Origin of the sequence: Streptomyces sp. NPDC020490 (assembly GCF_044335305.1) — a bacterium.
GTDB lineage: Bacteria > Actinomycetota > Actinomycetes > Streptomycetales > Streptomycetaceae > Streptomyces.
Window position 1 is genome coordinate 109,875 of record NZ_JBIRUY010000028.1, and the last position, 26,710, is coordinate 136,584.

Annotated in this window: 26 protein-coding genes; 15 read left to right on the top strand and 11 right to left on the bottom strand. The window is 74.0% G+C overall.

Going from position 1 to position 26,710, the window contains the following annotated elements:
- Positions 1 to 31: 31 nt before the first annotated feature.
- Together ACH4ZX_RS26955 and ACH4ZX_RS26960 are read right to left on the bottom strand one after the other, a co-directional pair.
- Positions 32 to 778, bottom strand: a complete 747-nt coding sequence (locus tag ACH4ZX_RS26955) for an MBL fold metallo-hydrolase (RefSeq protein WP_398277785.1) — start codon at positions 776 to 778, stop codon at positions 32 to 34.
- 134 nt (positions 779 to 912) lie between these two features.
- On the bottom strand, positions 913 to 1,539 hold the full coding sequence (locus ACH4ZX_RS26960) for an alpha-ketoglutarate-dependent dioxygenase AlkB (RefSeq protein WP_398277788.1): 627 nt from the start codon (positions 1,537 to 1,539) through the stop codon (positions 913 to 915).
- 124 nt (positions 1,540 to 1,663) lie between these two features.
- On the opposite strand from ACH4ZX_RS26960, the gene ACH4ZX_RS26965 reads away from it, so the two are divergent.
- From ACH4ZX_RS26965 to ACH4ZX_RS26975, 3 genes are all read left to right on the top strand, one after another.
- A complete protein-coding gene (locus ACH4ZX_RS26965; protein ID WP_398277791.1) occupies positions 1,664 to 2,320 on the top strand; it encodes a TetR/AcrR family transcriptional regulator in 657 nt (218 codons plus the stop codon).
- Between the two features lie 62 nt (positions 2,321 to 2,382).
- On the top strand, positions 2,383 to 4,056 hold the full coding sequence (locus tag ACH4ZX_RS26970) for an FAD-binding dehydrogenase (protein ID WP_398277794.1): 1,674 nt from the start codon (positions 2,383 to 2,385) through the stop codon (positions 4,054 to 4,056).
- Positions 4,057 to 4,200: 144 nt separating this feature from the next.
- Positions 4,201 to 5,598 (top strand): M1 family metallopeptidase, encoded by a 1,398-nt coding sequence (locus ACH4ZX_RS26975; protein WP_398277797.1) that lies wholly within the window; start codon positions 4,201 to 4,203, stop codon positions 5,596 to 5,598.
- Positions 5,599 to 5,818: 220 nt separating this feature from the next.
- Here ACH4ZX_RS26975 and ACH4ZX_RS26980 read toward each other — a convergent pair whose 3' ends face one another.
- Entirely contained in the window at positions 5,819 to 6,073 is a 255-nt protein-coding gene (locus ACH4ZX_RS26980) for a WhiB family transcriptional regulator (protein WP_398277800.1), read from the bottom strand.
- A gap of 108 nt (positions 6,074 to 6,181) precedes the next feature.
- Positions 6,182 to 7,396, bottom strand: coding sequence for a saccharopine dehydrogenase family protein (locus tag ACH4ZX_RS26985; RefSeq protein ID WP_398277803.1), 1,215 nt, complete (start codon positions 7,394 to 7,396; stop codon positions 6,182 to 6,184).
- Between the two features lie 122 nt (positions 7,397 to 7,518).
- Between ACH4ZX_RS26985 and ACH4ZX_RS26990 the strand changes: the two genes are divergently transcribed.
- The gene (locus tag ACH4ZX_RS26990; protein ID WP_398277806.1) at positions 7,519 to 8,229 is read left to right on the top strand and encodes a TetR/AcrR family transcriptional regulator; all 711 of its coding nucleotides are present in this window, start codon (positions 7,519 to 7,521) and stop codon (positions 8,227 to 8,229) included.
- Between the two features lie 92 nt (positions 8,230 to 8,321).
- On the opposite strand, the gene ACH4ZX_RS26995 is transcribed toward ACH4ZX_RS26990, so the two are convergent.
- Positions 8,322 to 9,254: a LysR family transcriptional regulator ArgP gene (locus ACH4ZX_RS26995; RefSeq protein WP_398277809.1), complete on the bottom strand. Its 933-nt coding sequence runs from the start codon at positions 9,252 to 9,254 to the stop codon at positions 8,322 to 8,324.
- Positions 9,255 to 9,323: 69 nt separating this feature from the next.
- Here ACH4ZX_RS26995 and ACH4ZX_RS27000 point away from each other — a divergent pair, with 69 nt between their 5' ends.
- Together ACH4ZX_RS27000 and ACH4ZX_RS27005 are read left to right on the top strand one after the other, a co-directional pair.
- The gene (locus ACH4ZX_RS27000) at positions 9,324 to 9,938 is read left to right on the top strand and encodes a LysE/ArgO family amino acid transporter (RefSeq protein ID WP_398277812.1); all 615 of its coding nucleotides are present in this window, start codon (positions 9,324 to 9,326) and stop codon (positions 9,936 to 9,938) included.
- A 657-nt stretch (positions 9,939 to 10,595) separates the two neighbouring features.
- A complete protein-coding gene (locus tag ACH4ZX_RS27005; protein ID WP_398277815.1) occupies positions 10,596 to 11,897 on the top strand; it encodes an MFS transporter in 1,302 nt (433 codons plus the stop codon).
- 4 nt (positions 11,898 to 11,901) lie between these two features.
- Here the strand turns inward: ACH4ZX_RS27005 and ACH4ZX_RS27010 are convergent, their stop codons facing one another.
- Both ACH4ZX_RS27010 and ACH4ZX_RS27015 read right to left on the bottom strand, forming a co-directional pair.
- Complete coding sequence (locus tag ACH4ZX_RS27010; RefSeq protein ID WP_398277818.1) at positions 11,902 to 12,354, bottom strand: cyclic nucleotide-binding domain-containing protein; 453 nt, start codon at positions 12,352 to 12,354, stop codon at positions 11,902 to 11,904.
- A gap of 315 nt (positions 12,355 to 12,669) precedes the next feature.
- Positions 12,670 to 12,891 (bottom strand): hypothetical protein, encoded by a 222-nt coding sequence (locus ACH4ZX_RS27015; protein WP_398277821.1) that lies wholly within the window; start codon positions 12,889 to 12,891, stop codon positions 12,670 to 12,672.
- Between the two features lie 151 nt (positions 12,892 to 13,042).
- On the opposite strand from ACH4ZX_RS27015, the gene ACH4ZX_RS27020 reads away from it, so the two are divergent.
- The 6 genes from ACH4ZX_RS27020 (at position 13,043) to ACH4ZX_RS27045 (ending at position 17,254) form a co-directional block, all read left to right on the top strand.
- Positions 13,043 to 13,486 (top strand): ATP-binding protein, encoded by a 444-nt coding sequence (locus ACH4ZX_RS27020; protein ID WP_398277824.1) that lies wholly within the window; start codon positions 13,043 to 13,045, stop codon positions 13,484 to 13,486.
- 170 nt (positions 13,487 to 13,656) lie between these two features.
- A complete protein-coding gene (locus ACH4ZX_RS27025; RefSeq protein ID WP_398277827.1) occupies positions 13,657 to 14,514 on the top strand; it encodes a SigB/SigF/SigG family RNA polymerase sigma factor in 858 nt (285 codons plus the stop codon).
- A 98-nt stretch (positions 14,515 to 14,612) separates the two neighbouring features.
- Positions 14,613 to 14,846: a DUF5133 domain-containing protein gene (locus ACH4ZX_RS27030; RefSeq protein ID WP_360748312.1), complete on the top strand. Its 234-nt coding sequence runs from the start codon at positions 14,613 to 14,615 to the stop codon at positions 14,844 to 14,846.
- Between the two features lie 158 nt (positions 14,847 to 15,004).
- Positions 15,005 to 15,871, top strand: a complete 867-nt coding sequence (locus ACH4ZX_RS27035) for an ANTAR domain-containing protein (RefSeq protein ID WP_398277831.1) — start codon at positions 15,005 to 15,007, stop codon at positions 15,869 to 15,871.
- A gap of 77 nt (positions 15,872 to 15,948) precedes the next feature.
- Entirely contained in the window at positions 15,949 to 16,794 is an 846-nt protein-coding gene (locus ACH4ZX_RS27040; RefSeq protein WP_398277834.1) for a DUF1206 domain-containing protein, read from the top strand.
- Between the two features lie 28 nt (positions 16,795 to 16,822).
- On the top strand, positions 16,823 to 17,254 hold the full coding sequence (locus ACH4ZX_RS27045; RefSeq protein ID WP_360748303.1) for a hypothetical protein: 432 nt from the start codon (positions 16,823 to 16,825) through the stop codon (positions 17,252 to 17,254).
- Between the two features lie 60 nt (positions 17,255 to 17,314).
- Here ACH4ZX_RS27045 and ACH4ZX_RS27050 read toward each other — a convergent pair whose 3' ends face one another.
- The 3 genes from ACH4ZX_RS27050 to ACH4ZX_RS27060 form a co-directional block, all read right to left on the bottom strand.
- Entirely contained in the window at positions 17,315 to 19,555 is a 2,241-nt protein-coding gene (locus tag ACH4ZX_RS27050; protein WP_398277837.1) for an FUSC family protein, read from the bottom strand.
- A gap of 68 nt (positions 19,556 to 19,623) precedes the next feature.
- Positions 19,624 to 21,000, bottom strand: coding sequence for an NAD(P)/FAD-dependent oxidoreductase (locus ACH4ZX_RS27055; RefSeq protein ID WP_398277840.1), 1,377 nt, complete (start codon positions 20,998 to 21,000; stop codon positions 19,624 to 19,626).
- Between the two features lie 206 nt (positions 21,001 to 21,206).
- On the bottom strand, positions 21,207 to 22,379 hold the full coding sequence (locus ACH4ZX_RS27060) for a PP2C family protein-serine/threonine phosphatase (protein ID WP_398277843.1): 1,173 nt from the start codon (positions 22,377 to 22,379) through the stop codon (positions 21,207 to 21,209).
- A 198-nt stretch (positions 22,380 to 22,577) separates the two neighbouring features.
- On the opposite strand from ACH4ZX_RS27060, the gene ACH4ZX_RS27065 reads away from it, so the two are divergent.
- Complete coding sequence (locus ACH4ZX_RS27065; protein WP_398277846.1) at positions 22,578 to 23,009, top strand: MarR family transcriptional regulator; 432 nt, start codon at positions 22,578 to 22,580, stop codon at positions 23,007 to 23,009.
- Positions 23,010 to 23,153: 144 nt separating this feature from the next.
- On the opposite strand, the gene ACH4ZX_RS27070 is transcribed toward ACH4ZX_RS27065, so the two are convergent.
- Complete coding sequence (locus tag ACH4ZX_RS27070) at positions 23,154 to 23,546, bottom strand: STAS domain-containing protein (RefSeq protein WP_398277849.1); 393 nt, start codon at positions 23,544 to 23,546, stop codon at positions 23,154 to 23,156.
- A gap of 349 nt (positions 23,547 to 23,895) precedes the next feature.
- On the opposite strand from ACH4ZX_RS27070, the gene ACH4ZX_RS27075 reads away from it, so the two are divergent.
- The gene (locus ACH4ZX_RS27075) at positions 23,896 to 25,572 is read left to right on the top strand and encodes a PP2C family protein-serine/threonine phosphatase (protein WP_398277852.1); all 1,677 of its coding nucleotides are present in this window, start codon (positions 23,896 to 23,898) and stop codon (positions 25,570 to 25,572) included.
- Positions 25,569 to 26,627 carry a cobalamin-dependent protein gene (locus ACH4ZX_RS27080; RefSeq protein ID WP_398277855.1) on the top strand — a complete coding sequence of 353 codons (1,059 nt, stop codon included), beginning with the start codon at positions 25,569 to 25,571 and terminating at the stop codon, positions 26,625 to 26,627. Before ACH4ZX_RS27075 ends, ACH4ZX_RS27080 begins: the two co-directional genes overlap by 4 nt.
- Positions 26,628 to 26,710: the final 83 nt, after the last annotated feature.

Consider the following 26,710-nt stretch of genomic DNA (forward strand, 5'->3'; position numbering starts at 1 on the left):
GTCCTGCTTCGCGGTTGATCGTCACCTCACCCTAAACGGCGCGCTCCTTGGCCTGAAGTGCCGTTTCACGCACCGGACCGCGGTGCGCGGGCCCGTGACCGGGCAGCAGCAGGTCGCCCGGCAGCTCCGCGAGGACGTCCAGCGAGGCGACCGCGCGGGCGCGGTCGTGGTGGAACATGCCGGGCAGCAGCTGCGGGCCCCGGATCCGCGAGGTGGGGTGGGCGGTCACCAGCGCGTCGCCGGCGATCACCACGCCCGCGTCGGGGAGGTGGAGGGCGACGTGCCCGTCGGTGTGACCGGGGGTGTGCACGGGCACCGGCCGGCCGGGCAGGTCCCAGGCGGCCGCGGCCGGGAACGGCTCGGGCGCGGACACGGGGACGTGGGCGGTGCCACCGGAGCGCAGGGCGCGCAGCGCCCAGGGCAGGACGCCCGGCCGCCAGCTGTTCGCGACGACCTGTCCGACGGTCACCTGGTGCAGGAACTCCCGGCGGGCGTGCGGCACTTCGGCCGGGTGGAGGAGGACGGGCGTGCCGTGCGCGGCGCGCAGGTACTCGGCGGAGCCCAGGTGGTCGTTGTGCGCGTGGGTGATCAGCACCGCCCGCACCGCCTCCGGTGAACTGCCCACCGCCGCCAGGGAGTCGAGGAGCAGCTGCCGGTCCCCGGGATAGCCGGTGTCGACGAGGGTCACCTCGTCGCCCTCGGTGAGGATCACCCAGTTGGTGTCGCTGCCGTGCACCAGGTGGATGCCGTCGGCCACTTGCCGTACGTCTGCCCGCATGGGATCAGGAAAGCAGATCACGGCGCGCCCGCGTCCGGCGGATCGCCGCGGGCCGCCGGGTCCGCGTCGGCCGCCGGGTCGGCACGGGCCGCCGGAGACACACCCCCTGTGCCCGGAACGGCCGCCTCTCCGCCTCAGCGCACGCCGTGCGGGCGGAACTGCACGCTGATGCGCGGTCCCGCGGCGCGCGCGGACTTCGGTACGCAGTGTTCCCAGGTCCGCTGGCAGGAGCCGCCCATCACGATCAGGTCGCCGTGGCCCAGCGGACGCCGTACCGTCCCGCCGCCGCCCACCGGGCGCAGCAGCAGGTCCCGGGGGGCGCCCACGGAGAGGATGGCGACCATCGTGTCCTCGCGCGCGCCCCGTCCGATCCGGTCGCCGTGCCAGGCCACGCTGTCCCGGCCGTCGCGGTAGTGGCACAGCCCGGCGGTGGTGAACGGCTCGCCCAGTTCCGCGGCGTAGTGCGCGGACAGCGCGTCGCGGGCCTCGGCGAGCACCGGGTGGGGGAGCGCGTCGTGCGGGCCGTAGAACGCGAGCAGCCGGGGGACGTCGACGACGTGGTCGTACATGGTGCGGCGCTCCGCCCGCCACGGCACCTCGGCGGCCAGCTGTTCGAACAGGGTGTCCGCGCCCTCGAGCCAGCCGGGCAGCAGGTCGAGCCAGGCGCCGGGACCGAGCCGCGTCCGGCTGATCCCGTCGAGGGGGCCGAGCCGCAGCCGGTCGGCCTGGTCGAAGAGCGAGCCCTGGAGGTGCCTGGTCATGCGTCCAGCGTACCTCTGAATCGAAAACCTGTTCCCATGAATTCCGGTTGTCGCACTGTCGCACCGCATCTTTCGATGCATCCGTGTATCGGATACATTCCCGTATCGAACGACGGAGGCGGCCATGGCGAGGGAGGCGACCGCGGTGGAGAAGGCGGCGGTACCGGAGGCGCCGCGGCGGGTCACCCGGCGCCGGGTCCGGACCCGGGCCAACCTGCTCGACGCCGCCTTCCGGGTGTTCGCCGCCAAGGGCTTCGGGCGCGTCTCCATCGAGGAGGTCTGCGACGCCGCCGGCTACAGCCGCGGCGCCTTCTACTCCAACTTCGCCAGCCTGGACGAGCTGTTCTTCGCCCTGTACCGGCAGCGCGCCGACCTGATCGCCGAGCAGGTGTCCGGGGCGCTGGCCCTCGACGGCCCCGACTTCGACGTGCCCGCCGCCGTCGACCGGGTCACCGAGGTGCTGCTCCTCGACCGGGACTGGCTCCTGGTCAAGACGGACTTCCTGGTGCACGCCGCCCGCGATCCGGCCGTCGCCGAGACCCTGCTCGCCCACCGTGCGCGGCTGCGGGAGGCGATCGCCGACCGGCTCGCCCGCACGCGCGGCCTCGCCCGGCCGCCCGGCGTGCTCGGCGACGCCGACGGCGCGGCCCGTGCCGTGGTCGCCGCCTACGACGGAGTCACCGTCCAGCTCCTGCTGGACAAGGACGCCGACGGCGCCCGCCGCTGGCTCAAGCAACTGCTCACCGCCCTGCTGACGGACGGCGGCGGCACCCCCGAATGACACTCCCGGGTGACACCCCCGAGTGACACCTCGTGACATCTTCGAGAAAGGCAACGGTCGCCATGGATGCGGACGTCATCGTCGTCGGAGCGGGCCTGGCGGGGCTGGTCGCCGCGCACGAACTCACCAGCCGGGGCCGCCGGGTCGCCCTGGTCGACCAGGAGAACGCCGCCAACCTCGGGGGACAGGCGTTCTGGTCCTTCGGCGGGCTGTTCCTCGTCGACTCCCCCGAGCAGCGCCGCCTGGGCATCAAGGACTCCTTCGACCTCGCCTGGAGCGACTGGCAGGGCAGCGCGCGGTTCGACCGGGTCGACGACGAGGACTCCTGGGCGGTGCGCTGGGCGCGTGCCTACGTGGAGTTCGCGGCGGGGGAGAAGCGGTCCTGGCTGGACGGCCACGGCATCAAGCTGCTGCCCACGGTCGGCTGGGCCGAGCGCGGAGACCTGCGCGCCGACGGGCACGGCAACTCCGTGCCCCGCTTCCACATCGCGTGGGGCACCGGCACCGGCGTCGTGGAGCCGTTCGCCGCGTACGCCGAGCGGGCCGCGCGCGAGGGGCTGCTGACCTTCCACCACCGCCACCGGGTCGACGAACTGGTCATCGAGGAGGGCGCCGCCCGCGGGGTGCGCGGCACGGTCCTCGCCGAGGACCGCTCGCCCCGCGGCGTGGCCTCCAACCGGGACGCGGCCGGCGAGTTCGAACTCACCGCCCAGGCCGTCGTCGTCACCACCGGCGGCATCGGCGCCAACCACGACATCGTCCGCCGCTACTGGCCCGCGCGCCTGGGCACCCCGCCCACCGAGATGGTCACCGGCGTGCCCGCGTACGTCGACGGCCGCATGCTCGACATCAGCGCCGCGGCGGGCGTACGCCTGGTCAACCGCGACCGCATGTGGCACTACACCGAGGGCCTGCAGAACTGGGACCCGATCTGGCCGGGCCACGGCATCCGCGTCCTGCCGGGGCCGTCCTCGATGTGGTTCGACGCCCTCGGCCGCCGCCTGCCCGACCCCTGCCTGCCCGGCTACGACACCCTGAGCACCCTCGAATACCTGCGCACCACCGAGGACATCGCCGGCTACGACCACTCCTGGTTCGTCCTCACCCAGAAGATCGTGGAGAAGGAGTTCGCGCTGTCGGGCTCCGAGCAGAACCCCGACATCACCGCCAAGGACAAGGGCGCGGTCCTGCGCGACCGCCTGCTCGGCAAGGGCGCGCCGGGTCCGGTGGACGCGTTCCTGCGCAAGGGCGCCGACTTCGTCACCGCCCCGACCCTGGAGCAACTCGTGGCGAAGATGAACGAGCTGACCGACAAGCCCCTCCTCGACGCCGCCGTGCTGCGCCGCCAGATCGAGGCCCGCGACCTGCAGATGGCCAACCCCTACAGCAAGGACGCCCAGGTGCAGGGCATCCGCAACGCCCGCCGCTACATCGGCGACCGCCTCGGCCGCGTCGCCACCCCGCACCGCATCCTCGACCCGGCCGCCGGGCCGCTCATCGGCGTCAAGCTCCACGTCCTGACCCGCAAGACCCTCGGCGGCATCCAGACCGACCTCGACTCCCGCGCCCTGGGCCCCGACGGACAGCCCGTCGAGGGCCTGTACGCGGCCGGCGAGGTGGCCGGCTTCGGCGGCGGCGGCGTGCACGGCTACAACGCCCTGGAGGGCACCTTCCTCGGCGGCTGCCTCTTCTCCGGCCGCGCGGCCGGCCGGGCCGCGGCGAAGGAGACGGCCTGACCGCAGGCCGGTTCGCGCAGTCCGCGAACCCGGGACAAGCCCCGATGAACCCGAATGAAGCGGGGAGAAGGAGGAATCACGGCGGGGCGTACCTCTAATCTGGGGCCGACTGATCATCGCCACCCCCCAGGAGCGCATGTGAGGATGTCCCGCAGACGGGCCAGACAGGCCGTCACCGCCGCCGTGCCCGTCGTGGTCGCGGCCCTGCTCGCCGCCGCCCAGCCCCCGGCGGCGGGCACCGTCGGCGCGCCCGGCGTCGGCGACCCGTACTTCCCGCTCGCCGGAAACGGCGGCTACCACGTCGGCCACTACGGCCTGACTCTCCATTACGACCCGGCCACCGGCCACCTCGACGGCACCGCCGTCATCACCGCCCGCGCCACCCAGGACCTGTCCCGCTTCGACCTCGACCTCAAGGGCCTGACGGTCACCGGCGTCGCCGTCGACCGCAGCACGGCGGACTTCCGCCGCAGCGGCCAGGAACTCGTCGTCAAGCCGTACCGTCCGCTGCGCAAGGGACGGCAGTTCCGGGTCACCGTCACCTACCAGGGCACCCCCGGGCCGGTCACCGACCCCGACGGCTCGCCCGACGGCTGGATCCCCACCGACGACGGCGCGTTCGTCGCCGGCGAGCCGCAGGGCGCCATGACCTGGTTCCCGGCGAACAACCACCCCAAGGACAAGTCGGCGTACGACATCACGATCACCGTCCCCGAGGACCGCACCGCCGTCGCCAACGGCGTCCTCGTCGGGCAGCGGACGGCAGACGGGCACACCACCTTCCACTGGCGCCAGAGCGAACCCATGGCCGCCTACCTCGCCACCGCCACCGTCGGGAAGTTCGAGGTCGAGCAGTACACCACCCGCGACGGCATCCGCGTCTACAACGCCGTCGACCCGCGCGAGGCCTCCGCCGCGGCGCCCGTGCTGAAGAAACTGCCGTCCGTCCTGGAGTGGGAGAGCAAGCTGTTCGGGCCCTACCCGTTCCGGGCCGCCGGGTCGATCGTCGACCACGCCCCGGACGTCGGGTACGCGCTGGAGACCCAGTCGCGGCCCCTGTACGACCGCGCGCCCGACCTGAGCACCCTGGTCCACGAGAACGCCCACCAGTGGTTCGGCGACTCCGTCTCCCTGACCTCGTGGCAGGACATCTGGCTCAACGAGGGCTTCGCCACCTACGCCGAGTGGCTCTACAGCGAACAGCACGGTGGCAAGACCGCCCAGCAGACCTTCGACGCCCTCTACGCCCGCCCGGCGAGCGACCCGCTGTGGGCGTTCCCGCCCGGCGACCCGGGCAGCGGCGCGAACATCTTCGGCACCCCCGTCTATGCCCGCGGCGCGATGGCCCTGCACGAACTGCGCGTCGCCGTCGGGGACCCGGCGTTCTTCCGCATCCTGCGTGCCTGGGCGACCGTGCACCGCTACGGGCACGGCACCACAGCGCAGTTCATTCGCCTGGCCCGGAACGTGTCGGGCCAGGACGTCGACAGCCTGCTGAAGACCTGGCTGTACGCCCCGGGGAAGCCGGACCTGCTGCCGTAACCGGCGGAACGCCCGACGCCGCGCGCACGGCCCGGGTCCGTACGACGGCACACGCCGCGTGCACGGCACACGTCCGTGCACGCGAACGCCCGTGCGCGGCACGGCCGCGCCGGCCACGCGTCGCGAGGGCGACGACGTCGTGGCCGGCGGGACCGGCACCGGCACGGGCGTCAGCGGCTCTCCGGCCTACCGGCGCCGGAGCAGGGCCGGCAGGCCGCTCTCACGCGCCGCGCCTGCGGGCGACGGCGCGCCGACGCCGCAGTGCGCGTCGTTCCGTCTCGTTCGTGCCGCCCCACACACCGAGGATGTCTCCGTTCTCCAACGCCCACTCCAGGCACTGCTCCTGGACCGGGCACCGGGTGCACACCGCCTTCGCCTGCTGCGTCTGCAACAGCGCCGGACCCGAGGAGCCGATCGGGAAGAACAGCTCCGGGTCCTGGTCGCGGCATGCGGCATGGTCTCGCCAGTCGTTCATCAAAGTCACCTGCGATCGAAGTCGTACGCGCCCTCGCGGATGGCTTACTCGCTTTCGGGTCACCTGTCGACGCGTAGGCGAAACAACCGACTTCCGGCGTGAGCGACTTCACTGCTCCCGAATGCCCCAGGGGGAGCCGTACGCGGTCAGCAGATCCAGGAACGGGCGGGCCGGGAACGCCTCGGGGCCGAGGACACCGGAGCCGGACCAGGCGCCGGTGGCGATGAGTTCGAGCGCGACGACCGGGTTGACGGCGGTCTGCCACACCACGGCCTGGCTGCCGTACTCCGTCATGGACCACTGGTTGTCGACGACGTGGTACAGGTAGACCTCGCGCGGGGCCCCGTCCTTCGTGCCGCGCACCCAGGTGCCCGCACACGTCTTGCCGTGCATCCGCTCGCCCAGCGTCGCCGGGTCGGGCAGGCACGCGGCGACCACGTCCCGGGGCGAGACGGCCACCGGGCCGTCGGCGCCCGGCACGGTCACCGGGTCGGTGCGGTCCAGGCCCAGCAGGTGCAGCGTCCGCAGCGTCTCGATGAACTCCCGCCCCAGACCGTACTTGAAGGTGACGCGGCGCGCGTCGACCCAGCGCGGGACCAGGAGCACCTCCTCGTGCTCCACGTTCACGCACTCGACGGGGCCGATCCCCTCGGGGAAGTCGAACACCTCCGGCTCGCTGAACGGCTCGGTGGTGAACCAGCCGCGGCCGGACTCGTAGACCACCGGCGGGTTCAGGCACTCCTCGATGGTCGTCCAGATGCTGAACGACGGCGCGAAGTCGTAGCCGTCGACGGTGAGGTTCGCGCCGTCACGGATGCCGATCTCCTCGATGTCGTCGAAGAGTTCGTCGGCGGCGTAGCGCGCGAAGACGTCCGACAGGCCCGGCTCCACGCCCATGCCGACGACGGCCAGCGCGCCCGCCTTCTCCCACTCCTCGGCCAGCGCGAACTGGTCGTCGCCGAGCTTGAGGCCGCACTCCTCGTAGGGACGTTCGGGATGCGGGCGCGACAGCGACATCGCCATGTCGAGATAGCCGGCGCCGGCGGCGAAGGCCGCGCGGAAGAGAGGCATCACGAAGCGCGGGTCGGTGGCGTTGAGGAGCACGTCGCAGGCGTGCCGCCGCAGCAGTTCGGTCACCGCCGCCTCGTCGCCGGCGTCGACGCGCTCGGCGCGGAACCGGTCGTCGCCGACGGCCGCGACCGCCGCCTCGGCCCGGGCCAGGTCGTAGTCGGCGACCACCATCGCCTCGAAGAACGGGCGGCGGACCGCGATCCGGGTGACGGCGGTGCCGACACCGCCGGCTCCCACGAGCAGGACACGCATGAGGACAACTCCCTCGGCAGAAGGTCTACGGACGGTGGGGCCCCGGCGCCGATACAACGCCGCCCGCTCCCGTAAGGTCAATGCCGTTGGCATAAGCGTGGGACACGGAAGGAGGGCCCCGGATGCCCAAGCCCGTGGTGCCGGAGAACAAGCGGCGCCGGCGCCGGCCCACCAGGAGCGGGACCGTGCTGTCCGAGCGGCTGATCGTCGAGACGGCGCTGCGCATGCTGCGCGAGCACGGCAGCGCCGGCCTGACCGCCCGCCGCCTCGGCCTGGCCCTGGACGCCGACCCGAGCACGCTCTACCGCTACTTCCGCGGCATGGACGACCTGACCCTCGCCATCGGCGACGCGCTCATCGGGCAGGCGCTCGACGGCTGGCGGCCGACGGGGGAGTGGCGGGCTGACCTGCGCGCGATCGGGCTGCGCATCCACGCCGCGTACGTCGCCCACCCGCAGGCGGCCCAGCTGACGGCGAACCGGGTGACCGGCCGGGCCAACGAGCTGGCCGCCGACGAGGCCGTCCTGGACGTCCTGCGGACCGCCGGGTTCCCGCTGCCGGACACGGTACGGATCTACCACGCCTTCATCGACCAGACCCTCGGCTTCGCCGCGTTGGACGCCGCCTCGCTGGCGCTGCCCAGCGCCGCGCTGCGCGCCGACGAGGACATGTGGCGCTCCACCTACGCCCGCCTGCCCCGCACCACCCACCCCCGCATCGCGGAGGCTGCCCCCCTCCTGGCGACCCGCATGGTCACCAGCGCCTACCCGGCGGCCCTGGACATGCTCCTGGACAGCGCGGCGGCCCGCCTGGCGGCACTGGAGGCCGGGTAGGCCGGGTGGGCCGGGTGGGCCGGGTAGGCCGGGTGGGCCGGGTGGGCCGGGTCGCCGGGTGGACAGGGTGGGCCGGCGGGTGCGCTGCGGGCTCAGGCCACGTCGTCCGGATCGTCCCGGTGCCGCGGTCCCGGGCGGAGCGCGGCCGCCGCCGCCTCGGTCACCGCGTCCGCCACCGCGGCCAGCGCCGGCGAGTCGAGCTTCCACTGCTGCCAGTACAGCGGCACGTCCAGGGGACGCCGCGGAGCGAGCGGGACCAGCCGGCCGGTGCGCAGCAGCTCCCCGGCGTGCAGCTCGGGCACCATGCCCCAGCCGAGCCCGGCGGCGACCGCGCCGAGGAAGCCCTCCGAGGTGGGCACGGCGTGCCGTACGGTGCTCGCGCCCCGCGCGCCGCGCCGCAGCCGCCGGACGAACGCGTCCTGGAGGTCGTCGGCGCGGTCGAAGGTGACCACCGGAGCGTCCGGGAGGGTCTGCCGCAGGGGCCCGTCCAGATGGCGTGCCGCGAAGTCCGGGGTGGCCGCCGCCGTGTAGCGCATCGTGCCCAGGGCCCGCATCGAGCAGCCCGGCACCGGGTCCGGCGACGAGGTCACCGCCGCCATCACCAGGCCCTCCCGCAGCAGCTCCGCGGTGCGCGTCTCGTCCTCCCGGTGCAGTTCGAAGCGCAGCGGCGGTTCGGCCGGCACCCGGGTCAGCGCCGGCAGGAACCACGTGGCCAGCGAGTCGGCGTTCACCGCGATCGCCACCCGGGTCGGCTCCCCGGCGCCGCTCATGCCCAGTTCGGACCGCGTGTCCTGTTCGAGGCGGGCGAGCTGGCGGGCGAAGCGGACGACGATCTCGCCGGACTCGGTCGGCCGCACCGGCTTGGTGCGCAGCAGCAGGACCCGGCCGGTGCGCTGCTCCAGCGCCTTGACGCGCTGGCTGACCGCCGACGGCGTCACGTGCAGGGCGGTCGCCGCCGCGTCGAACGTGCCCTCGTCCACCACCGCGAGCAGGGTCCGCACCAGGTCCAGCGGAAGGTCCGTCATCACGAACGCTAATGCTACGTAAGAATCCTTAGCTGTACTCGCGGAGGCCGGGTGCCTAGCGTGGAGGCCGTGTCGCCCGCTCTCACCGCCGCGGCCGCCGGCTTCGGCACCGGCCTGTCGCTCATCGTCGCCATCGGCGCCCAGAACGCCTTCGTGCTGCGCCAGGGCGTCCGCCGCGACGCGGTCCTCGCCGTCGTCGGCATCTGCGCCCTGTCCGACGCCGTCCTCATCGCGCTCGGCGTCGGCGGGGTCGGCGCCGTCGTGGTGGCCTGGCCGGGAGCGCTGACGGCGGTGGGCTGGATCGGCGGCGCCTTCCTGCTGGGCTACGGCGTGCTCGCCGCCCGCCGCGTGTTCCGGCCGGGCGGCGCCCTGAGCGCGGAGGGCGAGGCGGCCGGGTCCCGCGGGCGGGCGGTGCTCACCTGCCTGGCCATGACCTGGCTCAACCCGCACGTCTACCTGGACACGGTGTTCCTGCTCGGCTCGATCGCCGCCGACCGCGGCCCGCTGCGCTGGACGTTCGGGCTCGGCGCCGCGCTGGCGAGCCTGTGCTGGTTCGCCGCGCTGGGTTTCGGCGCCCGGCTGCTCGGCCGCTTCCTCGCCCGGCCCGCCGCCTGGCGGGTGCTGGACGGCCTGGTCGCCACGACGATGATCGTCCTCGGCGCCACCCTCGTCGCCGGAGCCTGATCCCGGCCCTCCTCGACCAAAGGCCGCGGCCCGGGCTCCGGCCTCTCCGGCCGCGGGGCGCGGGCTGGGCTCCGGTCTCCCCGACCGTCGGGGGTGGATCCGCCCCGGCCTCTCCGGCGCCGCGGGTCCGGGCCGGGCTCCGGTCTCCCCGGCCGCGGGTCCCGGGCCGAGTCCGGGCCTCTCCGGCCGCGGGGTCTGGGGCCTTCCCGACCGTCGGGCGCGGGCTGGGCTCCGGTCTCGCTGACCGTCGGGGGCGGACTCACCGCGGCCTCTCCGGCACCGCGGGTCCGGGTTGGGCTCCGGTCTCCCCGGCCGCGGGTCCCGGGCCGAGTCCGGGCCTCTCCGGCCGCGGGCCCCGGGCGATCCCGGCGCTGCGGGGCGCGGGCTGGCTCCGGTCTCCCCGACCGTCGGGGGTGGATCCGCCCCGGCCTCTCCGGCGCCGCGGCTCCGGGCCGGGCTCCGGCCTCTCCGGCGCCGCGGGGCGCGGGAGAGGCTCCGGCCTTCCCGACCGTCGGGGGCGGGCCGGGCCCCGGCCTTTTCGACGGCGGGTCCCGGGCCGGAGTCCCGGCGTTCTCGACCGCCCGTCCCGGATCCCTGGACAGTGCTGCGATAGTGAACCCCGGACGAAGAAAGATGTAACCGGCAACCAGGAAGCCCGTGGACACCAGCGAGAGCAGCACCGAACCGAAGACGCCGACCCCCGCCGCCGTCGCCGGTCCGCCCCGGCGCGGCTGGCGTCGCTGGGCCATGGACACCCGCCCGCTGCGCATCGCGGCCTACCGGCGGCTGTGGTCGTCGACGATCGTCACCGCCGTCGGCAGCCAGCTCACCGCGGTCGCCGTGCCGAAGCAGATCTACGACATCACGCACTCCTCGGCCTGGGTCGGCGCCGCGAGCCTCGCCGGGCTGCTGCCCCTGATCGTCTTCGCGCTGTGGGGCGGGGCGGTCGCCGACAGCATGGACCGCCGCAGGCTCCTGCTGATCACCAACACCGGCATCGCCGTCACCTCGCTGCTGTTCTGGCTGCAGGCCGCCGCGGGGCTCGACTCGGTCGCCGTGCTGATGGTCCTGCTCGCGCTGCAGCAGGCGTTCTGGGGCCTGAACGCCCCGGCCCGCAACGCCTCCATAGCCCGCCTGGTCCCCGAGAACGAGCTGCCCGCGGCCAACGCCCTCGGCTCGACGGTCATGCAGACCGGCCAGGTCGTCGGCCCGCTCCTGGCCGGCGTGCTGATCCCGGTCATCGGCCTGCCCGAGCTGTACCTGATCGACGCCCTCGCGCTGTGCGTCACCGTGTGGGCGGTCTACCGGCTGCCCTCCCTGCCGCCTCTCGCCGCGGCGGCGGCCCGGCGAGCCGGGGTGCGGGAGATCGCGGCGGGGTTCCGCTACATCTCCCTGCACAAGGTGCTGCTGCTGTCGTTCCTCGCCGACATCGTCGCGATGGTCCTCGGCATGCCGCGCGCCCTGTTCCCGCAGCTCGCCGCCCAGACCTACGGCTCCTACGGCGAAGGGCTCGCGCTCGGCCTGCTGTTCGCGGCCATCCCCATCGGCGCCGTGCTCGGCGGACTGTTCTCCGGCACGTTCTCCCGGGCCCGCCGGCACGGCTGGATGGTGATCGGCGCGGTCGTCGCCTGGGGCCTGGCGATCGCCGGTTTCGGGTTGAGCCGCAACCTGTGGATCGCGGCCGTCTTCCTGGCGGCGGCCGGGGTGGCCGACATGGTGTCGATGGTCTTCCGCGGCGCGATCCTGCTGTCCGCCGCGACCGACGAGATGCGCGGCCGCATGCAGGGCGTCTTCACGGTCGTCGTCGCGGGCGGCCCCCGCCTGGCGGACGTGCTGCACGGCACCGCCGGGTCGGTCTTCGGCACCCGCACGGCGGTCGCGGGCGGCGGCCTGCTGGTCGTCGTCGTGATGCTGGGCCTGGCCGCCGCGGTGCCGACGCTGCGCCGCTACCGCGTCTGAGGTCCTACAGCGGGCTGCGGCGGTGGGTCGCGTACTCCATGAGCTTGACCCGGGTCGTCTCCAGCCGGTGCGCGAGGATCTCGGCGACGCCGCGCACCAGGATCAGCCCGAGTCGCGGATCCTCCTCGCACAGCCGCAGCACCGCGGCCGCGTCGAACTCGTAGGCGCGCACCGGGCTGAAGGCCTGGGCGCCGAAGTCCCATCGGTACGGCGGGAACAGCCAGGACCAGCCGAGCAGATCGCCCGTGCCGAGGCTCGCCACGGTCACCCGCTGCAGCGCGTTGATCCGCTGGTCCAGGGTGACCGCGCCCGAGCGGATGACCCAGAAGCGGTCGGCCCGGCCCCCGGCCTCGAAGATCCGGGCGTCCTCGGGGAAGGACACCTCGTGCGCGAGGTCCATCAGGCGCTGGCGCTGGGGCGGGGGGAGGACGGTCAGCAGCTTGATCGCTTTGGTCATGAGGCGGGGCTCCTCGCCGGCGTGGGTTTCCGGTGTTTCCCTATGCCCATTTCAGCCGCTGCGCGGACGCGGAGCACCTCGGAGGACGGCAGTTGTCGCCGGAAATCGCCGGCCTCGTCCCGGCGCAGGAAAAAGCCCTGGCTGGACGGGGGAAACCAGCCAGGGCCGCAAACGGTGGCGGCGGAGGACGGTACGGGTCCACTCCGTCACCACGTATGGGCGAACCGTAAACCATCCGTCGGCACAATGCGTACCCGAAAGCCGGTCACGTGACCTGTTTCACTCTCCGACGCTCCAGCGGGCCGGTGCGGCGGGTCAGTGCGGCTCGGTGTGCCTGCCCGGGGTGAGGATCTCGTCCAGCACCCGGAGCACGGTCTCGTAGGCCAGGGTGCGGACGGCGGCGTCGCGCGCCGCCTGCGGGTCGCTCGTCGTCAGATCGTCGCTCCGGGTCCGCCACGTCCGGTGCTCCTCCCGCGCGCAGGCCCGCGCCCGCTGCAGCCGCCTGAGTAGTTCGTCCGAGTGCACGACATCGCCCATGAAGTCCGCGTACCCCCGCTGAGCCGCTCGATGGCCGGCCGTGGATGTCCGGGAGGGGGAGGTTTGGCATGGCTTGCGGAGGTCAGCCGGTTGTGGAGACCTGTCCTGACCGAAAAGAGTGCCAGCGTCCCCAACCCCAGGGAGTCAGGCGATGTGCGACGAGAGCAGGACCGACACCGTCCCCGGACTGTCGGGCGTCGGCCGCGGCGCGGAGCGGCGGGCCGGCCGACCGGACGAAGCGCGCCGAGCAGTGCGGCGAGCGGTCGCCGAACGGTGCCGCGCCCTGCACCGGCCGTGCGACGCCGACGCCCTGTCCGACGCCCTGCTGGTCGTCTCCGAGCTGACGACCAACGCCATCCTGCACGGTGGCGGCATCACGGATTTCCGGGTCGACGTGGTCGGTCCCGACGTGCGCGTGTCGGTCAGCGACCGCAGCGACGCGCTGCCCGCCGTCGCGGAGCCCCTCGACCCCCAGGGGCGCCGGCGGCTCGGCGGCCGCGGCTGGCCCATCGTCTGCCGGCTGGCACGCGACGTGCGTGTGTCCGGGCTGCCGTCGGGAGGCAAATGCATCACCGCCCTGGTTCCGCTTTTGTGAACTTCGCGGCGTTGCGGAGTTTGTCACCGCGAACGCAGGGCAGACGGAGGTTCGTGCTTCGGACCGGAGGCGCGCCAGCGGGAGCCCGTGCGGCTGTCCGGTGCCTTGCGCGTCCGGGCGGCGGCGTGTTCCCGCGGTTCCCTGAAACGACCGTTCAGGAGCGATTCCGCATGCTGACCGACACCAACCGTCCCGGCACGAACGTCCGTTCGAAAGCCTCCTCAGCACGGCGTCATGACGACGCACCCGACACCGCCGAACTGTTCGCCCGCCTCGCTGCCCTGGACGACGGGCCCGAGCGCGATGCCATCCGTGACCGGCTCGTCACGTCCTGGCTGCCCATGGCCCACCGCATCGCGAGCCGATTCCGCGACCGCGGTGAGTCGGTCGAGGACCTGCGCCAGGTCGCCGCGCTCGGTCTGGTGAAGGCCATCGACCGCTTCGACCCCGAGCGCGGCGCGTTCGAGAGCTACGCCGTGCCCACCATCACCGGCGAGGTCAAGCGCCACTTCCGCGACCGGATGTGGGCTCTGCGGGTGCCCCGCCGGGTGCAGGAACTGCGCAACAAGGTGCGCGTGGCCCGCCGCGAGCTGACCCAGACGCCGGGCAGCCCCGAGCCCTCCACCGCCGACATCGCCGCCCACACCGGCCTCACCGAGGACGAGGTGGCCGCCGGACTGGAGGCGCTGGAGAGCTTCAGCACCCTGTCGCTGGACGCCGAGCTGTCGGCCGACGAGGACGGCTACAGCCTCGCCGACACCCTCGGCGGTCCCGACGGCTCCTACGACGTCGTGATCGACCGCGAGTCCGCAAAGGAAGGCCTGCGCCGCCTGCCCGAGCGCGAGCGCACCATCCTCTACATGCGCTTCTTCGAGGACATGACACAAAGCCGCATCGCCGACCAGCTCGGCATCTCCCAGATGCACGTCTCCCGTCTCATCAGCCGCAGCTGCGCCCAGGTGCGCGAAGAGGTGCTGGGACAACGGCGGGCGCGCGGGCGGAGCGCCGGACAGCGGCCCGCGGCGTGAGCGGCACCCCGGCACCCCGCGACCCCGGCGGCCCGGCCACGGCCCCGAGGGCCGCCGCCTCCCCTCCCCGTTCCCCTGGTGAAAGAGGAAACCCGACGATGCTCGTCCCGCACCCCACCGTCCTGCGCAAGCTCGTCGACGAGTACGAGGCCCTGCTCGCCGAGGAGACCCGGACCGGCACCGGCCGCCCGGACCGGCGGGCCCAGGACGTCGCCTACACCCTCTGCGTGTCCACCGGCACCCGGGACGTGAGACACGCCCTGGAAGCCGCCCGGCGCCTGCTGGCGGCCGAGACCCGGCCCCGGCCCACCGCGGTACCGTTGGCCGAATGATCATCGCCCGTGTCCCCGGGGCTCGGGTGGACACCGGCCCCGTGTTCCTGAACGATCCGGACAGTGATGCCGCAGTCGCCACGCGGTCCCGGTACGCGGGCGCGGACGGACGGCTGACCGGAGACGAGGCAACCGCGTGACGAAGACGAGGCAACCGCGTGACGGAGACGGGACACGAGGCGGCGGACCGCGCCGCGGGGCACGAGGAACTGGAGCGGCTGCGCGCCGAGCTGCGCGACGTGCGCGCCAGGCTCCGCGTCCGGCCGATGATCTCCCAGGTCCAGGGAATCCTCCAGGAACGCTACGCCCTGCCCGACGGGGAGAGCGCGTTCGCGCTCATGCAGCGCGCCTCCCAGCGCTACAACATCAGGCTGCGCACGCTCGCGGACACCCTGCTGGCGGCACCCCGCCCCGACCCCGGCGCGGACTTCTGGTTCCCGCGGCGCTCCCGCTCGCCGGAACCGGCGCTGCGCTTCCCGGAGGCGCGCCGCACGGGAGCCGGGAACCGCGGCGCCGTCCTGAGCGCCGTGCTCAGCCAGGCGCTCGCCGTGGCCGGCACCGACATGGGCAACGTACAGGTGGTCGACCGGGCCATGGGCGGCCTGCGCATCGAGAAGCACACCGGCCTGAGCGCGGACTTCGTCGACTTCTTCGGGTACGTCGGGGAGGACGGCACGTCCTGCGCCGAGGCCGCCCGGGACGTCACCCAGATCACCGTCCGGGACGTGGAGACGTACCCGGTCTTCACCGAGCCGGCCCGCGAGGCCATCCTCGCGGCCGGCAGCAGGGCCTGCCACAGCACGCCGCTGACCACCGATTCGGGCCTCTGCCTGGGCATGGTCTCCGCCCACTTCGACCGTCCCGTCGAGGGCCTCACCGGGACACAGCTCAAGGCCCTGGACGTGATGGGCGCCGAGGCCGGCCGCTGGCTCGCCTGGCACGACCGCACCGTCGTCCTGGACGCCCTGGAACACCTGCACGTCCTCGGCCGGGTGCACCGCGGCAGGCGCATCCGGCGGTCCTGACCGGCATGACCGGCATGACCGCCCTCGGACGGGCGTGCCCGGGCGCAGCCGGGGCATCCGCATCCCGGGAGGTCCACATGAACCCGACTGCCATGGCCCGCACCGGCCGGTACGAAGCCGAACGAGCGGTTCGCGGCTCGCTGACGGAGAGCGCCGCCCGCGCCGGACTCACCGCGCGGGGCGTCATCTATTTCCTGGTCGGACTGATCGCGCTGCAGATCGCCTTCGGCGAGGACGAACACCGGCAGGCCGACCGCGGCGGCGCGCTCGCCGAACTCGCGCGGCAGCACTTCGGCGCCGTCCTGCTGTGGGCGCTGGGCGTCGGACTGGCCGGCATGGCGCTGTGGCGGCTGTCGGAGGCGCTGTTCGGCCCGGCCGGGCCGGACGGGCGCAAGGCCCGCAAGCGGCTGCTGGCCGCCGTCCGGTGCGTCTTCTACGCCTTCGTCGCCTGGTCCGTGCTGAACTTCGCGGCGAGCCCGCACGGCGACTCCGGCGGCAGATCGAGCGACCGGCAGTCCCGCGACGTCACCGCGAGGGGCCTCGACCTGCCGGCCGGACAGTGGATCGTCGGCGCCGTCGGAGCCGGGGTCGCCGTGGGGGGCGTGTGGATCGGCGCCCAGGCCCTGCGCCGCAAGTACCGCAAGCAGCTCAAGCTCGCGACGATGGCCCCCTGGGCCCGGCGGCTGACGGACGTGACGGGCGTCGCGGGCGGCGCGGCCCGCGGTCTGGTGTTCGCTGCGGCCGGCGCCTTCGCGGTGCGCGCGGCCGTCGACTACCGGCCCGACAGGGCCAAGGGGCTGGACGACACGCTGCGCTCCTTCGCCCACACCCCGCTCGGACCGTGGCTGCTCGCCTGCGTGGCCGGCGGCCTCGTCCTGTTCGGGGTGTTCTCCTTCGCCATGGCCCGCTGGCGCCGCGTCTGAGCGGCCGCGAGAAGGGAACCCGAATCCCATGAACGAATCCGAGCTGCCGCCCGAAGGCCGGCCCGTCGACGTCTACCTGGGCCTCCTGCGGACCCGGATGGACACCGAGGACTACCGGGCCGTGCTCAGCCTCGTCGAACCCGTCCTGCGGGCGATCGAGGAGGAACGCCTGCCCACGCTCGACTTCGCGCTCGACGCGGAGCGGACCCAGGGCGTGTCGCAGGAGGTCCGCGACGAGGCCGCCCTGGTCATCGCCACCGCCGTCACCGGCCGCCTCGACAACGAGGTCGTGGAGATCGACATGGCGGAGACCGGCCCGATCAGGGTGGTCACCGACGCGGACACCGCCGCCGATCCGGTCCGGCTCGGCGAGATCGCCGACTACATCCGGCAGCGGCACCACGAGAACGAGGAACTGCGCGGCATCGCGGAGGCGAGCGGACTGCCCACCGACTTCTGAGGCGGGCCCCGCCGGCCTCGGAGCTCCGCGGCCGTTCACCGCCGCCGGTTCCGGAGCCGGTCAGCGCCCCGGCGCGGCCACCGGCACCTTCAACGGCCGGGCCAGGCCCAGGACCGCCTCGTCGAGCCGCTGCAGGTGCCGGAGCACCCGGTCGGTGACGCGTCCGTAGCGCGGGGTGCCGGGCACGTCCGGCTCCAGCAGGGAGGCGATGGTCGGCCCCGTCGTGACCCGCCCCGCGGCCCGCTCGTCCGTCACGTGCGCGGAGATCGTCGCGATGTTGGCCAGGATGCGCTGCCCCGCCCGGCGCAGCCTGGGGTCCGCCGCGATCGAGGGGTGGGTGGGCAGCAGCTCGGCCGTCGCGGCCAGCGAGCGGGCGTGGTAGGCGCAGGTCTCCAGGAGCGCGACCACATAGCGGGCGGTGTCGCGCCGGCCCCGCATCGGCGTGCCGCGGTGGGTGAGCGGCTGGGTCGCCGCCCGCAGGTCGGCCAGCGCCCGGTCCAGCTCGCGGGCCTGGTCGAGCAGGTCGGCCGGCGGCCCGCCGCTGAGCTGGTCCACGGCCGACCCGGTGACCTCCGCGAGCCGCTCCAGGGCGGCCACCAGCAGGTCGTTGGTACGGCGGTCGGTGTGCACCGGCAGCACGAACGCCGCCGCGATGATCCCGCAGGCCGCGCCGAGCGCCGTCTCCTCCACCCGCAGCACCAGCACCGACAGGCTGTAGGTGTGCAGCAGCGTGTACAGCAGTCCGAGGGCCGCCGTGACGAAGAACGACATCAGCGTGTACGACAGCGGCGCCGTGTAGAACATCGCGAAGACGCACACCAGCACCAGCGCGAACGCCGTCCAGGTGTGGTGGCCCACCAGCCCCGCCAGCAGCAGACCGGCCACCACGCCGAGCACCGTGCCCACCAGCCGCCGGTAGCCCTTGACCAGGATCTCGCCCGTGGAGGCGGTGTTGATGAACACGATCCAGCAGGTCAGCACCGCCCAGTACCAGCGCTGGCTGGAGAGGAACTCCCCGCCGACGATGGCCAGCGACGACCCCACCGCGACCTGCACGGCGGCCCGGGTGGTCGGCCGGCGCAGCCCCTCCGGCTCCCGGCCGGACGGCTCCTCGGCCGCGTCGATCGCCGCGTTCTCCGCGTCCAGCTCCTCCCGGGAGCGGGTCGTGGAGGGGCTGTCGTCCGACTCGTCCTGCGGCCCGTCGAGCGCGACCCGCAGCCCCAGCACCGCGCGGGCCGCCTCGCCGATGCCGCGGAAGACGTCCTGGACGGCGGGCGGCGCCTTCGGCAGGTGCTCCCCGTCCCGGTAGCCCAGCAGCCGGTTGCGGACGTGCGCCACCCCGGCGCCGCCGGCCGCGGTGGGCCGCAGCACCAGCAGCCGCAGCGCCCCCAGGTCCCGGCGCAGCGCGGCGGTCGCCTCGTCCCGTACCGGCATCGGGCCGCCCGGCGGCGCGGGCGCGCCGGGCAGGTGCAGGGTGAGCGTGTTCGCCCGCTCGGCGCTGCGCGCGGTCAGCAGCAGCAGGCCGAGGCGCTCGGCGGCGATCTCGGCGTCCGCCACCCGGCGCTGCACCAGCCGCGCCACGGACTCGTCGGCGGTGCCCTCCTCGAGCCGGCCCTGGATCATCAGGGCCGTCTCGTGCAGGCGCGCGGTGCCCGCCCGGACGTCAGCCAGCGCCTTGTCGATCTCGTCGCTGCCGGCGTCCAGCAGCTCCAGCTGAGCCGACACCAACCGGGCCAGCCGGGCCCGGAAGGCGTCGCGCAGCCGGTCGAGGACGGCCGCCGGCGTCTCCGGCACGAGGACGAAACGCACCAGGGCGCTGCTGGTGACGGCGACGGCGACCACGCCGTACAGCTGGGGCAGCATGTGCGGGGTGGCGCCGACGAAGAGCGACAGGAAGTACATCTGGAAGCCGATCAGGCCCAGCGTGGTGCCCCGGTCGCCGTACCGGCGGCCGTAGACGGCGCAGAAGATGAGCACGACGAAGACGATGTCGCCGGCGACCACCCGGGCGTGCAGCAGCGACGCCAGCGTCAGGGAGGCCAGTGCCACCGGCAGCCCGAGGGCGAGCGTGACCGCCTGCCGCGCGCGCTGCTTCTCCCGGATGGCGAAGGTGAAGACCATCGCCGCGACGGCCCCCGCGACCAGATGCGGCACGTCGGCCCGCAGCAGGGCGAGCACGGCCACGGTCAGCGCGATGGCGCCCACCGTGCGCAGGCCCGCGGTCAGGCGCAGCAGTCCCGGGTCCCACGCAGCGACGAGATCCCGCAGCCGTGCCCGGACCGACCCTCCCGCTTCCCTCACGCCGCCGTACTCACTCCCGCCTCACGTCAAGATCCGGGCCCCAGCATGGCATGCCGGGACCGCGGCCCTCACGTCCCCCTGTGCCCGGCGGCCTCGACGTGCGCGCGCACCTGCTCCGGCGTCAGGTAGGAGTCGGTGTACTCGAAGTCCTTCAGCTTGGCGGGCTTGCGGGCCTGGAAGCCGGTGCGCACGAAGTCGTCGCCGGCGACGGCGTTGAGGGTCCAGTTCGTCGCCACCCGGACCTTGGCGACGTTGGTGCGCATCGCCCACCAGTGGTAGCCGCGGGCGGCGAACTGGGCGGGCAGTCCGTGCAGCTCGAGGCCGAGCGGCTTGGCGACTGCGTCGTGGCCGCCGAGGTCGACGACGAGACCGAGGTCCTGGTGGGCGTACGGCTGCATCGGCCGGCCCCGCAGCGCCGCGATGACGTTGTCGGCGACCCGCTTGCCCTGGCGGGTGGCGTGCTGCGCGGTGGGCGGGCAGATCGCCTCCGGGTGGCCCTTGACCTCGTCGGGCACCGCGGCGGCGTCGCCCAGGGCGAAGACGCCGTCGTGGCCGGGCAGGCACATCCGCGCGGTGACCGCGAGCCGCCCGCGCACCGTCTCCGCGCCGAGCGTGGCGATGAGCGGGCTCGCCACCACGCCGGCGGTCCAGATCAGGGTGCGGGTGGGCACCACCCGGCCGTCGGTGAAGGTGACCTCCTCCGTGCCCGCCTTGGCGATGGAGACGCCCAGCGAGACCTCGATGCCGCGCCGGCGCAGGATCTCCTGCGCGCTGCGGCCCAGCTTCTCGCCCAGCTCCGGCATCAGCTTCGGGGCGATGTCGATCAGATGCCACTTGATCAGCGCCGGGTCGATGCGGGGGTAGCGCTTGGCCGCGGCGTGGGTGAGGCGCTGCAGGCAGGCGGCGGTCTCGGTGCCGGCGTACCCGGCGCCGACTACCACGAACTGCAGCCGCGACGCGCGCTCGGCCGGGTCCCCGCTGGCGTCGGCCAGGTCGAGCTGGGAGATGACGTGGTCGCGGATGTAGGCCGCCTCCGCGAGGGTCTTCATGCCGAAGGCGTGCTCGGTGAGCCCGGGGATGTCGAAGGTGCGGGTGACGCTGCCGGGCGCCAGCACGATGTAGTCGTACGGCTCGTCGACCGTCCGGTCGGTGATGGTGCGGATGACGCAGACCTTGGCCTCGAGGTCCACGCCGATGGCGCCGCCCGGGATGATCCGGGTGCGGTACCTCTTGCTGCGGCGCAGCGACACGGCGATCGACTGGGGGGTCAGCACGCCGGAGGCGACCTGGGGCAGCAGCGGCAGATAGAGCTGGTAGGCGACCGGTGTCACCAGGGTGACGTCGGCCTCGCCGGGCGCGAGTTTCCGTTCCAGGCGGCGTACACACTCCACACCGGCGAAACCTGCGCCGACCACCAGGATCCTGGGTCGTGTCACGGTGTTCATCCCTTTCTGCGGCTCCAGGCGGTCTGTGTCCGACGCCCTTCGCCTGCCCTGGATCTGTGCGGGCACCCCATTCGATCCCACCGCGCATCGGGCCGTTCCGCCAGCCGGGCACGACGGGCAGACCGACGCGTCGGCCTCCACGATGCCCGCCGGCGCCGGGGAAAGCACCGCCCAGGAGCGGAAGAAAACGACATTCCGCCCGACGGTCAGGCCGTCTGCCGCGCTCCGAACCAGTCCAGGCAGGCCACCAGCGCGTCGTCTTCCGGCTCGGGGGAGCCGCGGTGGCCGCTGAGCTCCCTGATGACCGCGGCCGGGACATCGGCCGCCGGCAGCAGGCGGGTGGCCGTGACGGCCCGGCTCAGGGCGTGCTCGCCGTAGCGCTCGCCGCCCGGAGCGGCCACCGCGTGGACCCCGTCGCTGACGAAGACGAGCCGGTCGCCCGGCCGCAGCCGGAACTCCTGGGCCGCGTAGTCGGTCTCCTCGAACATGCCCAGCGGCAGCTGCGCCTCGAAGTCGACGGCGGAGACGGTCCGGTCGCGCAGCCGCAGCATCCGCGGCGAACCCGCGTCCACGACCTGCATCCGGCCGGTGGACAGTTCGAGGTCCAGCAGCAGCACGGACAGGTAGGCGTCGCCCCGGTACTGGGCGTAGATCGCCTGGTCGGCCAGGGCGGCCTGGTCGGCGATGGGGATGCCGGCGCGCCGCGCGTTGCGCAGCGCGTTGATGCCGAGGTTGGTCAGCAGGGACGCCCCGATCCCCTGGCCCATGCCGTTGGTGATGTACAGCAGCAGGCGGTCCGCGCCGGCGGACCAGTCGAAGTTGTCGCCGAAGATCGCGTAGGCGGGTTCCAGCTGGGCGCCGAGGGCGTACTCCGGCTGCGAGCAGGACCGGGCGGGCAGCAGCTGCCACTGCATCTCCGCGGCGAGCGTGAGCCGGTCGGTCCGGCGGGCCCGCTGGTACATGTCGGTGTCGCGCTCGGCCACCACCACCTCGTGGCCGAGGACCTGCGCCACCTCGGCCAGCTCCGGGACGTCGGCCCGGTCCCAGGCCGCGCGGTCCATGGTGACGGACAGCACACCGAGGCGGTCGCCGCGCACGCTGACCGGAAGGTGGAGGCGCACCCGGCCGTCGCCGCGCTCCTCGGCGAACGGCTCCTGCGAGCCGAAGGCGCGCCCGGCGGGACTGCTGTGCACGGGCAGCGGCTCCTGGCGGCCCGCCGCGGGGGTCACCGGCTGGAGCACGGTCAGCCCGTAGTCGGCCATGAGGAACTCCACGGCGTCCGCGCCGTACTGACTGCGCAGCACCTCGTGGACGGCGTCCGGCAGCTGATGCGGAGCCGCGCGGCGCAGGGCCCGCTCGGCGGCCACGAATCTGTTCACGTCGTCGGTCACACCATTCCGTGCGGGGGAGCGGCGCCGCGTCGGAGGGGCCGCGGCGGCCACCGCTGTCCGTTGTGGTCCGCCTCCGCGCCGCCGGGCCGGGCGAGGGGGCGGGCTGACAGGGATCGCGAAGCCTGCGAGAGTGGCGGGGTGACGTCCTCGTACCAGCGCCCACGGCCCCAGGAGGCGGCGGCGTGCGTGACCTCGAAGGCCGCGGAGCTGCTCGAGGTCCTGTGGGGTCGTGCCTCGACGGCGCCGGTCTCCGCCTCGCAGCTGCGTGTCCTGTTCATCCTCGAACACAATGAGGGCATCAACCTGCGCACGCTCGCCGACGCGCTGGGCTCCACGCCCCCGTCGACCAGCCGGCTGTGCGACCGGCTGCAGGCCGTGGGCTTCATGGAGCGCAGGGCTTCCGTCACGAGCCGGCGGGAGCTGCGGCTGTACCTCAGCCGCCGGGGGCGGGCGTACCTGGCCGACCTGCGGGCCCGGCGTGAAGGCGCCCTGCTCTCCGTGCTGGAGCAGATGCCGGCCGCCCAGCGTTCGGCGCTGCAGCAGGGTCTTGAGGCCTTCTGCGTGGCCGCGGCGGCCCAGATACACGGCGACGGCGAGCCGGCCGCCCGCACGGCCTGACCTCCCGCCGCGGCCGGACGTGCCCGGCCCGCCGCGGAGGCGCTGCCCGGCCCGCGGCGGCGGGCCCGGACGGTCGTTCCCGGCCGGCGCGTCCTCGATCCCTCTCCGGTTGCTCGCAGCTCCACGGCCCCCTCCGGATCCCGCTCAGAGGCCTTCCTCGCCGGGTGTCCCGTCGTGCCCGTCGACGCGGTCGAGCGCCTCCTCGACGCTCTCCGACACCGGCACCGTGATGCTCACTCCCGTCAGGTCCAGGATGCGCCGCACGGCGGGCGTCGGCGAGATGATGTGCACGCTTCCGGGCAGCTCACGGGCCTCCTGGTACACACGCAGGATGATGTTCATCCCCGAGGAGTCCATGAACGGCACGTCGGAGAGATCGAGCAGGAAATGGCGTCGGCCGTGGTGCAGCTGATTGGCCAGATGATGCTGGAACTCCGTCGCGGTGTCGATGTCCAAGTAACCCTTGACCGCGAGCAGGGCGACGTCCGTCCGGGGCAGGCTGACGTCGACGGACAAGGGATTCTGGGCGATGGACACGTGTACCTCCAACGAATATGACGGCCAGGGCTGGTTACCCCTATGGGCTGACGCGATGCACACCGGCTCGGGCGGCGTTGCGCGACCGGGTGCGCGTGACCGCGTCATGCCCCTCACCTGCGACGCGCCGTGCGCGCCGCGCCTCGGCGTTTACCCCCGAATCGGCACCCCATGCAGACCCCGCGCACACCCCGCGCACGAGCCGCCCGCCGGTCCGGCGGAAGGGAACCGGCATGCGGTAGCTCACCCTCGGTCCCCTTGCCCTCGCGGTGCCCGGCGCGAGAGAGTTGCCAGGAGGAAACAGTTTCTCCTTCCGGAAGGCGGTGGGCGCGCGGAAGCGTGCCTTGCTTTGGACACACCCCGGTATGCCCCCACCGACCCGAGCGGCCCCTGCCTCGCCCCCGACGCCGCCTGGGGCGCCGCACCGTGCCCCGTGCTGGTCGCCGGCCCCCGCGGCGACGTACTCGGCCTGAACCCCGCGGCCGCCGCGCTGCTCCCGGACGCGGTGCGCGGCGCGCCTCTCAGAGACGTGGTCCCGGCGTGGATCGCCGACGCCCACGAACGGATCGTGCTTCCCCCCACCGCCGCCGCCCGTGGCACGGCCCGGCCGCAGGCGGAGCACGGCAGCCTCGGCGACCGTACGTTCGCGGCCCACGGCAGCCGCACCGCGGACGGCAACGTGACCTGGTGGCTGCTGGAGGACACCGACCGCCGCCAGGCCGAGGCCGCGCTCGACAGCGAGCGCGAACGCACCGCCTTCCTGGCCGGCGCCTCCAGCGCGCTGCTCGCCTCACTGAACCTGGAACGCTGCATGGAGGTCACCGCCTCCCTGGCCGCCGAACACCTCGCGGAGGCGGCCGTCGTCGTCGCCCCGCCCCGAGGACGCAGGTTCCCCGTCACGCACTGCCGCTCCGGCGACCGCCCGGTCCACCGGCTGGTGGAGGCGCGGCCCGCCGAGGTCCCGGGCCTCGGCGAGGCGCTGCGCGGCTTCCCGCCGGTGCCGTCGCGCTGGATCGACCCCGCCGCCATCCCCGGCTGGGTCGTCCCCGACGGCTTTCCCGGGGACGTCGGCTCGGCGGTCGTCACCCCGCTGCCCGGCCACGGCGTCCCGGCCGGCGCGCTGGTGCTGCTGCGCTCCCGCGAGGACCGCGCCTTCTCCGAGAGCGAGGAGGTCTTCGCCCGGCTGTTCGCGGCCCGTGCCGGAGCGGCGATGTCGGCGGCCCGCATGTACGCGGAGCAGGCCGCCATCACCTCCACCCTGATGCGGGAGCTGCTGCCGCCGCCGCTGCGCGAGGTGCACGGCGTGGAGTTCGCGGGGTCCTACCGGCCGTCCCTGGAGAGCGAACACGTCGGCGGCGACTTCTACGACGTCCATCCGGGCGCGGACGCCGATCAGGAGACGCTGGTGGTCCTGGGCGACGTGTGCGGCAAGGGCCTGGAGGCGGCCGTCCTCACCGGCAAGATCCGCAACACGGTGCAGGCCCTGCTGCCGCTGGCCGGCGATCACCAGAGGCTGCTCGACCTGCTCAACGGCGCCCTGATCAACTCCCACCACACCCGGTTCGCCACCCTGCTGCTGGTCTCCGTCGCCCGCCGCGGCCGGAACGTGCACCTGCGCGTCACCAGCGCCGGGCACCCGCCCCCGCTGATCGTGCGGGACGACGGCAGCGTGGAGAAGGTGGACACCCGGGGGACGCTGGTGGGCGTCTTCCCGGACATCACCTCCGTCACCGCCCATGTGGAGCTGTCCCCCGGCGAGACGTGCCTGCTGTTCACGGACGGCGTCACGGAGGCGCGCGGCGGCCCGCTGGGCGACGAGATGTTCGGCACCGAGCGCATCGAGGAGGCCCTGGCCCACTGCGCGGGCATGCCCGCCGAGGCGGCCGTCTCGCACGTGCGGATGCTGGCCGAGCAGTGGGTGGGGCACGGGCGGTACGACGACATGGCCCTGGTGGCCGTGACCGCGCCGCACCACGCCCACCTCAGCGCGGTACACGGCCGTACTCGGGGCAGGTACACCGCATGACCCTTCACCTCCACGACGCCCCGCGGGGGCACCACCGGCTCGAGGACGTCCGAGAGCGCCTGTGGGAGGCCGTCCGCGCCGGAGACGAGTACCGGGCGTCCGCCGCCGTCCTCGACGCCGTCGACTCCGGGATGGACACCGAGACCGCGCTGCTGGACGTGATCGCGGTCGTCCAGGCCCGGGTGGGCGCCGAATGGGCGGCGAACCGGCTCACCGTGGCCCGGGAACACGCCGCCACCGCCATCCACGAGCGGGTCATCGCCGTCCTCGCTCACCACCCCGGCCACCGCGCCGCCGAACCCGCCGGACCCGGCGGCCCCCGCGTCACCGTCGCCTGCGTGGACGGGGAGTGGCACGCGCTGCCCGCCCGGCTGCTGGCGGAGGTGCTGCGCCTGCGCGGCTGGCGGGTCGACTTCCTCGGCGCGCACGTGCCGACCCCGCACCTCGTCGCCCACCTGCACCAGACGGGCCCCCGGGCCGTCGCGCTGTCGTCCACCTTCTTCAGCAACCTGCCCACGGCCCACGCCGCCGTCACGGCCTGCCAGGCGGCCGGGGTGCCGGTGATCGCGGGCGGCACGGCCTTCGGACCCGACGGGCGGTACGCCCGCGCCCTGGGCGCCGACGCCTGGGCGCCCGACGCCCGCGAGGGCGCCGCCGTCCTGGAACGCGGCCTGACCCGGACCGGCGACGGAGCCGTCGACCAGCCGGTGGACTGCCTGCCCCACCTGGCCGACCAGGAGTACACCATGGTGGTCGGCAACCGGCAGCAGCTGGTGAAGGAGACGCTCGCGCAGCTCGAGGACCGCTTCCCGCCGCTGCGCGACTACACCGACCGGCAGCGGCAGCGCACCGCCGAGGACATCGCCCACATCCTCGACCATCTGGCCGTCGCGCTCTACGTCGACGACCCGGACGCCTTCCGCCGGTTCCTGACCTGGACGGCCGACATCCTCGCGGCCCGCGACGTACCGGCCCGCTCGCTCGACCCCGCCCTCGAACTGCTGAGCCGACAACTGCAGGACTTCCCGCGCGCCCGCCGCACGCTAGACGAGTAAGTCCGATCTCCGGTCAGTGGTCATAGGCGATCAGTGACCGGGTGATCGGTGCGTTGGTTGCGTTGTTGTGCCAGATCGCGGCG

What these genes read in the sequence shown, in the direction of transcription:
- ACH4ZX_RS26955 (WP_398277785.1), bottom strand. Translation starts at nt 778, where the DNA reads ATGCGGGCAGACGTACGGCAAGTGGCCGACGGCATCCACCTGGTGCAC.
- ACH4ZX_RS26960 (WP_398277788.1), bottom strand. Translation starts at nt 1,539, where the DNA reads ATGACCAGGCACCTCCAGGGCTCGCTCTTCGACCAGGCCGACCGGCTG.
- ACH4ZX_RS26965 (WP_398277791.1), top strand. Translation starts at nt 1,664, where the DNA reads ATGGCGAGGGAGGCGACCGCGGTGGAGAAGGCGGCGGTACCGGAGGCG.
- ACH4ZX_RS26970 (WP_398277794.1), top strand. Translation starts at nt 2,383, where the DNA reads ATGGATGCGGACGTCATCGTCGTCGGAGCGGGCCTGGCGGGGCTGGTC.
- ACH4ZX_RS26975 (WP_398277797.1), top strand. Translation starts at nt 4,201, where the DNA reads ATGTCCCGCAGACGGGCCAGACAGGCCGTCACCGCCGCCGTGCCCGTC.
- ACH4ZX_RS26980 (WP_398277800.1), bottom strand. Translation starts at nt 6,073, where the DNA reads ATGAACGACTGGCGAGACCATGCCGCATGCCGCGACCAGGACCCGGAG.
- ACH4ZX_RS26985 (WP_398277803.1), bottom strand. Translation starts at nt 7,396, where the DNA reads ATGCGTGTCCTGCTCGTGGGAGCCGGCGGTGTCGGCACCGCCGTCACC.
- ACH4ZX_RS26990 (WP_398277806.1), top strand. Translation starts at nt 7,519, where the DNA reads ATGCCCAAGCCCGTGGTGCCGGAGAACAAGCGGCGCCGGCGCCGGCCC.
- ACH4ZX_RS26995 (WP_398277809.1), bottom strand. Translation starts at nt 9,254, where the DNA reads ATGACGGACCTTCCGCTGGACCTGGTGCGGACCCTGCTCGCGGTGGTG.
- ACH4ZX_RS27010 (WP_398277818.1), bottom strand. Translation starts at nt 12,354, where the DNA reads ATGACCAAAGCGATCAAGCTGCTGACCGTCCTCCCCCCGCCCCAGCGC.
- ACH4ZX_RS27015 (WP_398277821.1), bottom strand. Translation starts at nt 12,891, where the DNA reads ATGGGCGATGTCGTGCACTCGGACGAACTACTCAGGCGGCTGCAGCGG.
- ACH4ZX_RS27020 (WP_398277824.1), top strand. Translation starts at nt 13,043, where the DNA reads ATGTGCGACGAGAGCAGGACCGACACCGTCCCCGGACTGTCGGGCGTC.
- ACH4ZX_RS27025 (WP_398277827.1), top strand. Translation starts at nt 13,657, where the DNA reads ATGCTGACCGACACCAACCGTCCCGGCACGAACGTCCGTTCGAAAGCC.
- ACH4ZX_RS27030 (WP_360748312.1), top strand. Translation starts at nt 14,613, where the DNA reads ATGCTCGTCCCGCACCCCACCGTCCTGCGCAAGCTCGTCGACGAGTAC.
- ACH4ZX_RS27040 (WP_398277834.1), top strand. Translation starts at nt 15,949, where the DNA reads ATGAACCCGACTGCCATGGCCCGCACCGGCCGGTACGAAGCCGAACGA.
- ACH4ZX_RS27045 (WP_360748303.1), top strand. Translation starts at nt 16,823, where the DNA reads ATGAACGAATCCGAGCTGCCGCCCGAAGGCCGGCCCGTCGACGTCTAC.
- ACH4ZX_RS27055 (WP_398277840.1), bottom strand. Translation starts at nt 21,000, where the DNA reads ATGAACACCGTGACACGACCCAGGATCCTGGTGGTCGGCGCAGGTTTC.
- ACH4ZX_RS27080 (WP_398277855.1), top strand. Translation starts at nt 25,569, where the DNA reads ATGACCCTTCACCTCCACGACGCCCCGCGGGGGCACCACCGGCTCGAG.